Genomic DNA, 12,606 nt, shown 5'->3' with positions numbered 1-12,606 from the left:
CGAGCCTAGTCGCTCTCTACCATCGACCGGCCCCGATGCCGCTGATCACCGCCGACGACCGCGCGATGGCGCGCCTCGCCCTGCCCGCGCTCGGCGCGCTGGCGGCCGAGCCGCTCTACCTGCTCGCCGACACCGCGATCATCGGCCACCTCGGCACGCCGCAGCTGGCGGCGCTGGGGATCGCCGGCGCGATCCTGACGACCAGCTTCACGCTCTTCAACTTCCTCGCCTACGGGACGACCGCGCAGGTGGCGCGGCTGCACGGGGCCGGGGAGGAGGAGGCCGCCGGCCGGATCGCCGCGCAGGCGCTGTGGCTGGCCAGCGGCCTGGGGCTGGCGCTGCTGGCCGCGATCGTCGCGCTCGCCGGTCCGCTCGTGGCGCTGTTCGGCGCCGGCGGGGAGACGAGCGGGCACGCCGTCTCCTACCTGCGGATCTCCGCGATCGGGCTGCCGTTCGCGCTGATCGCGCTCGCCGGCCAGGGCTGGCTGCGCGGCGTCGCGGACCTGCGCACGCCGCTCGTGATCGTGATCGCCGGCAATGCCGCCAACGTCGCGCTCGACCTGCTGTTCGTCTACGGCTTCGACTGGGGGATGCGCGGCTCGGCGGCCGGCACCGCGATCGCGCAGGCCGGGATGGGCGGCGCCTTCGCGCTCCTGCTGCTGCGCGCGCCGGTCGGCCGCGGCGGCGGCCGCCGTCCCGACCCGCGCGCGATCCGCTCGCTGGCGCGGGTCGGCGGCCATCTGTTCGTCCGCACGGCCGCGCTGACGGGCTCCTTCGCGGTCGCCGGCGCCGTGCTGGCGCGCGTCGGCTCGGCGTCGCTGGGCGCCCACCAGATCGCCTTCCAGCTGTGGTCGTTCCTCGCGCTCGTGCTCGACGCGGTCGCGATCGCCGCGCAGGTGATCGTCGGGCGCGCGCTCGGCGCCGGGCGCGCGCTCGCCGCGCGGGCGGCGGCGAGGCGGATGATCTGGTGGTCGGTCGCCTTCGGGGCGCTGCTCGGCGCCGTCATGCTCGCGCTCGGCGGGATCGTCCCGCATGCCTTCACCGACGACCCGGCGGTCGTCGAGCGCACCCGCGAGGTGTGGTGGCTGTTCGCGCTGATGCAGCCGGCCGCCGGCGCCGTCTTCGCGCTCGACGGGATCCTGATCGGCGCCGGCGACTCGCGCTTCCTGATGTGGTCGATGCTGGCCTGCGCCGTCGGCGTGTTCGTGCCGCTCGCGCTGCTGTCGCTGGCGCTCGGGTGGGGGATCGTCGGCGTCTGGTGCGGGATCGTCGCGCTGATCGCCAGCCGGCTGCTGCTCACCCTCGTGCGCTTCGCGCGCGGCGGGTGGATGGGAGCCGCGGGCGCGCGCGGGTGACGAAGGGCCGTCGACTACCCCCTCCAGGGCGCCCCAAACAGCATTTGCGCGCCCTAACGCGACGCACATAATTCGTCTACTGAACGGAAATCTCGTCACCCCCGAGCGCTCTCACCTCGCGACTAGATTGAGCGCCCGCAGGAAAAACTGAGAGCTATACGACGAGGAGGGCTCTTGATGAGGTTCTGGGCACGGATCGCGTGCGCGATGCTGGTCGCGCTCGCGCTCTCGGTGTTCGTCGCCGCCTGCGGCGGCGGCGATGACGAAGGCGGCGGCACGACCTCCGCCGAGACGACGGGGGGCGCCGCCGGGGGTGCCAGACAGGGCGGGACGATCACGGTTCTGATGGGCACCGCGCCCGACTACCTCGATCCGCAGCTGGCGTACACGACGCAGGCGGTCGAGGCGCATTGGATCAGCTACACGGGCCTGCTGACCTACGCCCGCGCGGACGGCGAGGCGGGCACGAGACTGCTCCCGGGCCTCGCCGAGGACCTGCCGACGATCAGCAGAGACGGCAGAACGTACGACTTCGTCCTGCGCAGAGGGCTCAGATACTCCGACGGCACGCCCGTCAGAGCGACCGACTTCCCGTACTCGGTCGAGCGCATGGTGAGAATCCCCTGGGGCGGCAGATCGTTCGTCACCAACTACGTCGTCGGGGCGCAGGAGTACGACACGGGGAGAGCCAGAAGCATCTCCGGCATCACCGCCAACGACGCGACCGGCAGAATCACGATCAGACTGAGAGAGGCCTACGGCGCGTTCGAGAACGTGCTCGCCTTCCCGGCGCTGGCGTTCGTCCCGAGCGGCACGCCGATGAGAAACCTCTCCTCCGACCCGCCGCCCGGCGTCGGCCCGTACATGCTCGACAACGTCGTCCCGAACCGGTCGTTCACGGTGAGAAGAAACCCGCTGTTCGCCGACTTCAGAATCCCGGACATCCCGCTCGGGAACCTCGACGCGATAAACGTGAGACTGGTGTCGAACACCAACTCCGAGGCCCAGCAGGTGCTCAATAACCAGGCCGACATCTTCGACCCGGGCGACACGCTGCCGCCGGCGCTGCTGCCGCAGATCGAGAGCCAGGCGAGAGACCGCTTCGAGCGCAAGCCGGTGCCGTCGACCTTCTACTTCTTCCTCAACACGACCAAGCCGCCGTTCGACAACGAGCGGGCGCGCCAGGCCGTCAACATGGCGCTCGACCGCGACGCGCTCGTGCGCCTCTCCAGCGGCTTCTTCGAGCCCAGCTGCTTCTTCCTGCCCGAGGGGATCGTCGGCCATCCCGACAGCCCGTGCCCCTTCGGCGACGAGCCCGACATCGAGGGCGCGCGCAGAATCATCAGAGAGGAGGGCCTGGAGGGCACGAGACTGGTCGTCTGGGGCCAGGAGCGCTCGCCGCGCAAGGAGTACGTCGACTACTACACCGACATGCTCAACAGAATCGGCTTCGACGCGCAGGAGAGAATCATCGCCGACACCGTCTACTTCCCGACGATCGGCAACGAGAGAACGGACCCGCAGACGGGCTTCGCCAACTGGCTGCAGGACTTCCCGAACCCGTCGGACTTCTACCTGCTGCTCGACGCGCGCTCGATCCAGCCGACCAACAACCAGAACTTCTCGAAGGTGGACGACCCGTTCATCCAGAGACAGCTGCTGAGACTCAACACGGTCCCGGCGTCGAGACTCGACACGGTCGCCGACGACTGGAGATCGCTCGACGAGTACACCGCCAGAAGAGCGTACAACGCGGTGTTCGGGTCGATCAGCGTGCCGAAGTTCTTCTCCGAGCGGTTGAACTTCGAGGACGCGATCTTCCACCCGTTGTACTTCAACGACTGGTCGTCGATCTCGCTGAAGTAGGCGCACGCCGGTGGCCATCGACCCCGCAACCCCCGACACCACCGGAACCGGAGCGATCCGCGAGGCCGGCGGCGACGTCCCCGCCGCCGTCGGCCCCGACGGGCGCCCGGCGGCCGGGATCGGACCCTACAGACTCGGCCTGCGCCGGCTGCGGCGCAACAAGGTCGCGCTCGCCTTCGGCGCGCTGTTCCTGGTGATCGTCGTGCTCTGCCTGGCGGCGCCGCTCTACGCCGACCACGTCGCGCACACGGGCCCCAACGACAACCACGTGACCGAGCAGGTCACCGTCCGCGGCGAGCAGAAGGACGTCGTCTCGCCGGCGGGCCTCCCGATCGGCCCGACCTGGCAGGGGAGATTCCTGCTCGGCGCCGACCAGAACGGCCGCGACCTCGCGGTCCGCCTGCTCTACGGCGGGCGCAACTCGCTCCAGGTCGGCTTCGTCGCGACGCTGATCACGATGGTGCTGGCGACGATCGTCGGCATCTGCGCCGGCTACTTCCGCGGCGCCGTCGACGGCGTGCTGGCGCGGATCCTCGACCTGATCTGGGCCTATCCGGTCGTGCTGCTCGGCATCGCGCTCGGCACCTCGCTGGCGCTCGGCGGGATCACGATAGGGCCGCTGGAGCTGAGCGGGAACTCGCTCTACGTGCCGGCGGCGATCATCGGGATCGTCTACATCCCGTACGTCGCCAAGCCGATCCGCGGCCAGGTGCTCGGCCTGCGCGAGAAGGAGTTCGTCGACGCCGCGCGCGTCCAGGGCGCCTCCTCGCTGCACATCATGTCGCGCGAGATCCTGCCCAACGTCGCCTCGACGCTGATCGTCTTCCTGCCGCTGATGGTCGCCAACGCGATCCTGCTGGAAGCGGCGCTGTCGTACCTCGGCGCCGGCATCCAGCCGCCGAACCCGTCGTGGGGGACGATGATCTCCGACGGCATCCGGCTGATCCCGAGCGCGATCCACCTGACGTTCGTGCCGGGCGCGATGCTCGTGCTCGCGGTGCTCGGCATCAACGTCTTCGGCGACGGCGTCCGCGACGCGCTCGACCCGCGCGCGAGAGTGCGGATCTCCGCCGCGCGCGAGGAGAAGATCAGCGACGAGGCGATGGAAGCGACGGTGGAGCACTGATGGCCCGCTTCGTCGTCCGCCGGCTGCTCTCGATGGTGCTCGTGCTGTTCGCGATCTCGATCCTCACCTTCCTGATCTTCCAGGCGATCCCGAACGGCGACCCGGCGGTGCGGATGGCCGGCCGGCTCGCGACGCCCGAGCAGATCGCGCAGATCCGCCAGTCGTGGGGCTTCGACGACCCGATCTGGCAGCAGTACCTGACGACGATGGGGAAGATCTTCTCGGGCGACGTCGTCTCCTACACGCAGCAGCTGAACGTGCTCGACCAGATCAAGCAGGCGCTCCCGGCGACGCTGTCGCTGTCGATCGGCGCCGGCATCATCTGGCTCTTCTTCGGCGTCCTGTTCGGGCTGATCAGCGCGATCAAGGCCGGCCGCTTCACCGACCGCGCGCTGACGGTGCTGGCGCTCGTCGGCGTCTCGACGCCGGTCTTCCTGCTCGGCGCCGTCGCGCTCTACTTCCTCGCGTTCAAGCTGACGATCTTCCCCAACGGCGGCTACGTCCCGCTGACCGACGACCCGGTCGACTGGCTGTACCACCTGATTCTGCCGTGGTGCGTGCTGTCGGTGCTGTTCATCGGCGTCTACTCGCGCGTGCTGCGCTCCAACGTGCTCGACACGATGAGCGAGGACTACGTCCGTACGGCCCGCGCGAAGGGGATCAGCGAGCGGCGGGTGATGGTCCGCCACGTGCTGCGCAACTCGATGATCCCGATCATCTCGCTGTGGAGCCTCGACTTCGCCGCGGTGATCGGCGGCGGCGCGATCCTGACCGAGTCGGTCTTCAACCTGCAGGGCGTGGGCCAGTACGCTGCCGACTCGATCCAGCAGCTCGACGTGCCGCCGGTGCTGGTCGTCGTGATGCTCGGCGCCTTCGCCGTCGTGATCCTGAGCGCCCTGACCGACGTGATCTTCGCCTTCCTCGACCCCCGCATCCGACTGACGGGATGACACCTGCGATGAGCGACGCTGAACGACTGCTCGACGTCGACGACCTGAGGGTCTCCTTTCGCACCGAGGAGGGGGTCGTCCACGCCGTCGACGGGGTCTCCTTCCACGTCGACCGCGGCGAGGTGCTGGCGATCGTCGGCGAGTCCGGCTCCGGCAAGACCGTGACCGGCATGTCGCTGATGGGCCTCAACCGCTCGCCGAACGCGACCTTTAGAGGCCGCGCGACGCTGAAGGGGAGAGAGCTGCTGAGCGCCTCCGACGCCGAGCTGCGCCGGGTCCGGGGCGGCGAGATCGCGATGATCTTCCAGGACCCGATGACCGCGCTCAACCCGGTGCAGCGGATCGGCGATCAGATCGTCGAGCAGATCCGCGCCCACGAGCCGCTCAGCAAGGCGCAGGCGCTCGACCGCTCCGTCGAGCTGATGGAGCGGGTCGGCGTCCCGCGCGCCGCCGAGCGGCTGCGCTCCTACCCGCACGAGTTCTCCGGCGGGATGCGCCAGCGCGTGATGATCGCGATGGCGCTCTCCTGCTCGCCGGAGCTGCTGATCGCCGACGAGCCGACGACCGCGCTCGACGTGACGATCCAGGCGCAGATCCTGAGAGAGCTCGACCAGCTGCGGCGCGAGACCCAGGCCGGCGTGATCCTCGTCACCCACGACCTCGGCGTCGTCGCCGAGATCGCCGACCGGATCGCGGTCATGTACGGCGGGCGGATCGTCGAGCAGGGGACGCTCGACGAGCTGTTCTACGACCCGCAGCATCCCTACACGTGGGGCCTGCTCGGCTCGATCACGCGCGTCGACCGCGATCGGCCGGGACGGCTGCCGGCGATCGCCGGCCTGCCGCCGTCGCTGCTGGCGCCGCCGAGCGGCTGCCATTTCCGCCCGCGCTGCCCGCACGAGTTCGACAAGTGCGTGCAGCGGCCGGAGCTGGAGGTGCGCGACCCCGCCCAGCCCGACCACTGCGACCGCTGCTGGCTGGCCGTCGAGGACAAGCGCAGGCTGCGCGTCGTCGACGGCGAGATCGGCCTCGCCGCCAAGCAGGGGAAGGTGGTCGCGTGACGGCCGCGCCGCTGCTCGAGGTCGAGCACCTGCAGCTCTACTTCCCGATCCGGCGCGGCGTGATCGTCGACCGCACGATCGGCCACGTCCACGCCGTCGACGACGTCTCGCTGTCGCTCGGCGAGGGCGAGACGCTCGGGATCGTCGGCGAGTCGGGCTGCGGCAAGACGACGCTGTCGCGTGCGATCGTCCGCCTGCTGGAGCCGACCGGCGGCGCGATCCGCTTCCGCGGCAGAGAGATCACGAGAGCGGGACGGCGCGAGCTGGCGCCGGTGCGGCGCGAGCTGCAGATGGTCTTCCAGGATCCGCAGGCGTCGCTCAACCCGCGCAAGCGCGTCGGGCAGATCGTCGGCGCGCCGCTGGTGCTGCACGGCGTGAAGGGCGCGGCCGTCGAGCGACGGGTGCGCGAGCTGCTCGGCCGGGTCGGCCTCAACCCCGAGCACGTCAACCGCTTCCCGCACGAGTTCTCCGGCGGCCAGCGGCAGCGGATCGGGATCGCCCGCGCGCTCGCCGTCGAGCCGAAGCTGATGATGCTCGACGAGCCGGTTTCGGCGCTCGACGTCTCGATCCAGGCGCAGGTGATCAATCTGCTCGACGACCTCCAGGACGAGTTCGGGCTCGCGTACGTCTTCGTCGCCCACGACCTGTCGGTCGTGCGCCACGTCTCCGACCGGATCGCGGTGATGTACCTCGGCAAGATCGTCGAGTCCTCGCCCGCCGAGGAGCTGTACACGAAGCCGATCCACCCATACACGGTCGGCCTGCTCGGCGCGATCCCGATCCCCGACCCGCGGCAGAACCGGGCGCGCAGACGCTTGGTCGTCGCGGGCGAGCCGCCCAATCCGATCGAGCCGCCGAGCGGCTGCCGCTTCCGCACCCGCTGCCCGCGCGCCACGGACGTCTGCGCGGCGGTCGAGCCGCAGCTGACCGAGTACGCGGGCGGCCACGTCGCCGCCTGCCACCACCCGCTCAACGTCACCGACGCCGAGATCGCGGCGGCCAGACGCTCCCCGCTCAGCCCGCTCTCCTCCGGCGACCAGCTGCCCCAGCCGCACGCCAGCCTTCCCGGCGGCGACGCGGCCGAGGTCGCGGCGGAGGGGTGAGCGTCCCGTCGGGCGGGACCGCTACCTTCGGGTGGCTGGTGCGTTAGCACCGAGAGGAGCCCGCCACGTTTCCCCCCGGCGGGCTCGGAAAGGCTGCGGTCGATCTCGCATCGATCTCGCAGCAGTCGGACCCAGAAGGAGGCCGCCCACGTGCGCCAACGGATCTTGCTCGTCGTCTTGACGGGTCTCGCCACGCTGATGTTGTCAGCGACGGCGAACGCCAGCCGCTCCCAGTACACCACCGTCGAGGCGCCGTCGGAGCTGCTGAACGGAAACCCCGGACCCGCCCTCGACGAGATAGAGAGCCTCGGCGCGGAGGCGATCCGGCTGATGGTCGCCTGGCGTGAGGTCGCGCCCGAACACGAGTCGAACCGGAAGCCGTCGTTCAACTCCACCGACCCGAACGCCTACCCGGACGGCGCTTGGAGCGTCTACGACACCGCGATCACGAGCGCTCGCGCGCGCGGGATCAGAGTCCACCTCACGATCACCGGGCCGGCGCCCGACTGGGCGACGCCCAAGCGCGACGGCCTGACGAAGCCCAACCCGAACGAGTTCGGCAAGTTCGCGACGGCCGTCGGCCGCCGCTACGGCAGACAGGTCGCCGTCTGGTCGATCTGGAACGAGCCGAACCTCGGCAAGCTGCTGAAGCCGATCGCCCGCAACCAGAGCGCGAAGGTCTACCGCAACCTCTACCTGAAGGCCTACTCCGGCCTCAGAAGCGCCGGCGTGCGCGCGCCGATCGTGCTCGGCGAGCTGGCCCCCAACGGCAACTCGCTGAAGGACCAGGGCACGATCAAGCCGCTCGTCTTCCTGCGCTCGATGCTGTGCCTGAACGCCAAGTACAAGCCGGTCAAGGTGAAGGGCAAGCGCTGCGCGAAGGTGCCGGCGCAGGGCGTCGCGATCCATCCGTACGCCAACAGAGCCGGCCCGTTCCTCAAGCCGCCGGCCGACAACGTCACGATCGGCGTGCTCGACCGCCTCACGACCGCCGTCGACAAGGCCGCGAAGGCCGGCGCGATCACCGGCGGGCGCCTGCCGGTCTACGTCACCGAGTTCGGCGTCCAGAGCCTGCCCGACCGGCGGCTCGGCGTCTCGCTCGCCAAGCAGTCGGACTTCCGCTCGATGTCGGAGCGGATCGCGTACCTCAACCCGCGCGTGAAGGCCTTCTCGCAGTACCTGCTGAGGGACGACTACGGCACCGGCTGGGAGTACGGCGCCTTCGAGTCGGGCCTCTTCCTGCACAAGGGCCGCAAGCAGAAGCCGGCGTTCGAGGGCTTCCGCATGCCGCTGGTCGTCGTGCCCTCCAAGAAGAAGACGCGCGCGACGCTGTGGGGCCTGGTGCGCCCGGCTCGCGCCGCCAAGCGCGCCGGCTCGGTGCGGATCGAGTTCGCCGACCGCGGCAAGAAGTGGCGCAAGCTCGCGACGCAGCGGTTCGGCCGCACCGGCTACTGGACCCGCAAGGTCAATACGAAGCCGGGCCGCGCCTTCCGCGTGATCTGGACCGCGCCGGACGGCAAGAAGCACACCGGCCCCAAGACGGTCGCGCACACGCGCCCGTGAGCTGACGCGGCGGAGCGGCCGGGGGCGGTTCCTCCGGCCCGCCGCCACGCGCGGCGGCGGAGCGTTCGGCTCCGCCGCCGCTTTTGCGCTACTTCGCCCGCGTCGGCGCGTTGACGCTCTTCGATCACCCACCGCAAGGCCCCCTGGCGGTGGTTCACGTTCCCCGATCGGAGGTCGCCCCGTGCGCCGACGCTTCCTGCTGCCGTTCTCGCTCCTGCTCGCGCTCACAGCGCTGCTCGCGCCCGCCGCGACGGCGCTCGCCGACCGCTCGCAGCCGACCTACGTCGAGGCGCCGAACGAGCTGCTCGACCGCGACCCGTCGGGCGCGCTGGACGAGATCGCAGCGCTCGGCGCCGACGGCATCCGCATCCTGATGATCTGGAGACGGGTGGCGCCGAGGCCGGAGTCGCGGCGGGCGCCGTCGTTCAACGCGACCGATCCCGGCGCCTACCCCGACGGCGCGTGGGCCCGCTACGACGCGGCGATCGACGGCGCCCGCGCCCGCGGGCTGAAGGTCCACGTGACGATCACCGGCCACGCGCCGCTGTGGGCGACCCGCGCCGGCGACGGGCTGACGCGCCCCGACGCGACCGCGTTCAGCCGGTTCGCGACCGCCGCCGGCCGCCGCTACCGCAGATCGGTGACGATGTGGTCGGTCTGGAACGAGCCCAACCTCGGCAAGTGGCTGATGCCGATCGCGAAGGACGCCAGCGCCGCCGTCTACCGCGACATCTTCGTCAAGACCTCCTCGGCGCTGCGGACCGCGGGCGTGCGCGCCCCGATCCTGCTCGGCGAGCTGGCGCCGCTCGGCAACAGACGGGTGCAGGGGACGATCGCGCCGCTGCGCTTCCTGCGCGCCGTGCTCTGCCTCGACGCGCGCTACCGGCCGATCCGCGTGCGCGGGAGACGGTGCCAGCGACTGGCGCCCGCCGGCATCTCGATCCATCCCTACTCGACCCGGCCCGGGCCGTTCCTGCGTCCGGCCGACCGCGACAGCGTCACGATAGCGACGCTCGGGCGGCTGACCTCGGCGCTCGACAAGGCGGCGAAGGCCGGCATGCTGCCGCGGCGGCTCCCGATCCACCTGACCGAGTACGGCGTCCAGAGCTTCCCCGACAGAACGGTCGGCGTCCCCTTCGGCGTCCAGTCCGACTACCGCTCGATGGCGGAGCGGATCGCCTTCCGCAACCCGCGCGTCAAGTCGTTCTCCCAGTACCTGCTCTACGACGACTACCCCAGCGGCATGCCGTGGGTCTTCGAGTCGGGGCTGCGGCCGTGGAACGGAGAGCCGAAGCCGTCGTGGCACGGCTTCCGGCTGCCGCTCGTGGTGACGCCAGCCAGAAACGGCAGACGGGCGCAGCTGTGGGGCCTGGTGCGGGCCGCGAGACGAGCCGGGACGGTGACGGTCTCCTACCGCGACCGCGGGCGCCCGTGGCGCACGCTCGGCCGCGTACGGCACGCCGCCGACGGCTACTGGAGCCGCACGGTCGCGACCAGACCGACGCGCCTGTGGCGCGTCAGCTGGGAGGCCCACGACGGGTCGACCTGGTCGGGGTCGATCACGCGGGCGTGGCCCCGCCAGTGGAACCGCGGGATGGGGGACGCCTACCCGTCGCGCTGAGCGGCGGAGCGCGCACCGGCCAGGAAGCGGTCCGCCGGACGATGTGCGGTAATTTCGGCCTGCGGGCGCGTCGGCGCCCGCAGCCGTCCACCGCGCCGGTCCAGGCGCCCCGCACCCGACGATGGAGGTCGCCTTCGTGCGCCGACGCATCCCGCTGGTCCTCGCCGCCCTGCTCGCCCTGCTCCTGCCCGCCGCGACGGCGTCGGCCGGCAGCGGGCAGATCACGCTGGTCGAGGCGCCCGACGAGCTGCTCGAGCGCGACCCCTCCGCGGCGCTCGACGAGATCGCGGCGCTCGGCGCCGACGGCGTGCGGCTGCTCGTCGCGTGGGAGCGGGTCGCGCCGTCGCCGAACGCAGGCAGAGCGCCGCGCTTCAACGCGACCGACCCGGCCGCCTACCCCGCCGGCGGCTGGGCCCGCTACGACGCGGCGATCGACGGCGCGCGGGCGCGCGGGCTGAAGGTCCACCTGACGATCACGGGCAGGGCGCCGAAGTGGGCGACGCCGTCCAAGCGCGACGGCCTGACCAAGCCCGACGCGACCGCCTTCGGCAAGTTCGCGACGGCCGTTGGGCGCCGCTACGGCAAGCAGGTCGAGCTGTGGTCGATCTGGAACGAGCCGAACCTCGGCAAGCTGCTGAAGCCGCTCTACCAGGGCCGTAGACTGGCGAGCCCGCAGGTCTACCGCGAGCTGTACATGAAGGCGTACACGGGGCTGCGCAGCGCTCGCGTGCGCAAGCCGATCCTCGTCGGCGAGCTGGCGCCGCAGAGCAACAGGAACCGCACCGTCGGCACGATCGCGCCGGTGCGCTTCCTGCGCTCGATGCTCTGCCTCGACGACGCCTACAAGCCGGTCCGCGTCCGCGGCAGACGGTGCGCCAAGCTGCCGGCGCAGGGCGTCGCGATCCATCCCTACTCGACGATCCTTGGTCCCTTCTACACCCCGCTGATCGACAGGGACAACGTCACGATCGGCGTCCTCCCGCGCCTCACGGCCGCGCTCGACAAGGCCGCGCGGGCCGGCGCGATCGCCCGGCGGCTGCCGATCCACGTGACCGAGTTCGGCGTCCAGAGCGAGCCCGACACCTTCTACGGCGTGCCGTTCGCCGTCCAGTCCGACTACCGCTCGATCTCCGAGCGGATCGCGTACCTCAACCCGCGCGTCAAGTCGTTCTCGCAGTACCTGCTGCGCGACGACCCTCCGCGCGGCGACTTCAGCGCCTTCGAGTCGGGCCTCTACCCGCACGGCAGCGACCAGCCGAAGCCGGCCTACCACGGCTTCCGCCTGCCGCTCGTCGTCGTGCCGCAGAGAGGCAGCTCGACGCGCGCGACGCTGTGGGGCCTCGTGCGCCCGGCCAAGCGCGCCGGCACCGTCGCGATCGAGTACCGCGACCGCGGCGGCTGGAAGAGAGCGGGCACGCAGCGGTTCGGCAAGACGGGCTACTGGACCAAGCGGGTCGCGACGAAGGCCGGCCGCGAGTGGCGCGTGACGTGGAAGGCGCCGGACGGCGCCGTCCACCAGGGCTCGGCGACGAAGGCGTGGACGAGACCGTGGCGGAAGGGGCGCTGAGCGGACGCGACCGGCTGCTGCGGCTGGCCGCGATCGGCACCGCCGGCGGCCTCTTCAGCGGCCTCTTCGGCGTCGGCGGCGGCACCGTGATGGTGCCGCTGCTGCTGCTGTGGCTCGGCTACGAGGCGCGCGCCGCGGCGGCGACCTCGCTCGGAGCGATCGTGCTCGTCGCCGGCTTCGCCGTCGCGACGCAGGGCCTCTACGGCAACGTCGACGTCGTCGCCGGCCTGCTGGTCGGGATCCCGGCGATCGGCGGCGTGATCGCCGGCACGTGGCTGCAGCAGCGGCTTCCGAGCGACGTGATCGCCTTCGCCTTCGCCGTGCTGATGGTCGCCGGCGCGATCCAGCTGGTGGTGTCGTGACCGACGCCGGTCGCACCGTCGCCGCCGAGCGG

Annotated in this window: 10 protein-coding genes; all 10 read left to right on the top strand. The window is 71.3% G+C overall.

The window, feature by feature from the left end:
- The first annotated feature begins 35 nt into the window (after window positions 1-35).
- The 10 genes from BDZ31_RS15705 (at window position 36) to BDZ31_RS15660 (ending at window position 12,574) form a co-directional block, all read left to right on the top strand.
- Entirely contained in the window at window positions 36-1,355 is a 1,320-nt protein-coding gene (locus BDZ31_RS15705; RefSeq protein ID WP_183343285.1) for an MATE family efflux transporter, read from the top strand.
- Between the two features lie 177 nt (window positions 1,356-1,532).
- Window positions 1,533-3,221 (top strand): ABC transporter substrate-binding protein, encoded by a 1,689-nt coding sequence (locus BDZ31_RS15700; protein WP_183343284.1) that lies wholly within the window; start codon window positions 1,533-1,535, stop codon window positions 3,219-3,221.
- A 10-nt stretch (window positions 3,222-3,231) separates the two neighbouring features.
- Window positions 3,232-4,347 (top strand): ABC transporter permease subunit, encoded by a 1,116-nt coding sequence (locus tag BDZ31_RS15695; RefSeq protein WP_183343283.1) that lies wholly within the window; start codon window positions 3,232-3,234, stop codon window positions 4,345-4,347.
- Entirely contained in the window at window positions 4,347-5,297 is a 951-nt protein-coding gene (locus BDZ31_RS15690; RefSeq protein ID WP_183343282.1) for an ABC transporter permease, read from the top strand. The genes BDZ31_RS15695 and BDZ31_RS15690 overlap by 1 nt, the downstream gene beginning before the upstream one ends.
- A gap of 8 nt (window positions 5,298-5,305) precedes the next feature.
- A complete protein-coding gene (locus tag BDZ31_RS15685; protein ID WP_183343281.1) occupies window positions 5,306-6,358 on the top strand; it encodes an ABC transporter ATP-binding protein in 1,053 nt (350 codons plus the stop codon).
- Window positions 6,355-7,461 carry an oligopeptide/dipeptide ABC transporter ATP-binding protein gene (locus BDZ31_RS15680; protein WP_183343280.1) on the top strand — a complete coding sequence of 369 codons (1,107 nt, stop codon included), beginning with the start codon at window positions 6,355-6,357 and terminating at the stop codon, window positions 7,459-7,461. Before BDZ31_RS15685 ends, BDZ31_RS15680 begins: the two co-directional genes overlap by 4 nt.
- A 198-nt stretch (window positions 7,462-7,659) precedes the next feature.
- On the top strand, window positions 7,660-9,024 hold the full coding sequence (locus BDZ31_RS15675) for a cellulase family glycosylhydrolase (RefSeq protein ID WP_221243101.1): 1,365 nt from the start codon (window positions 7,660-7,662) through the stop codon (window positions 9,022-9,024).
- Window positions 9,025-9,205: 181 nt separating this feature from the next.
- A complete protein-coding gene (locus BDZ31_RS15670; RefSeq protein ID WP_343075601.1) occupies window positions 9,206-10,645 on the top strand; it encodes a hypothetical protein in 1,440 nt (479 codons plus the stop codon).
- A gap of 121 nt (window positions 10,646-10,766) precedes the next feature.
- Window positions 10,767-12,212 (top strand): cellulase family glycosylhydrolase, encoded by a 1,446-nt coding sequence (locus BDZ31_RS15665; RefSeq protein ID WP_221243100.1) that lies wholly within the window; start codon window positions 10,767-10,769, stop codon window positions 12,210-12,212.
- Window positions 12,182-12,574, top strand: coding sequence for a TSUP family transporter (locus BDZ31_RS15660; protein ID WP_183343277.1), 393 nt, complete (start codon window positions 12,182-12,184; stop codon window positions 12,572-12,574). The genes BDZ31_RS15665 and BDZ31_RS15660 overlap by 31 nt, the downstream gene beginning before the upstream one ends.
- The last annotated feature ends 32 nt before the right edge of the window (window positions 12,575-12,606 follow it).

This window comes from Conexibacter arvalis (assembly GCF_014199525.1).
GTDB lineage: Bacteria > Actinomycetota > Thermoleophilia > Solirubrobacterales > Solirubrobacteraceae > Conexibacter > Conexibacter arvalis.
This window is presented reverse-complemented; position numbering and strand designations above follow the sequence as displayed.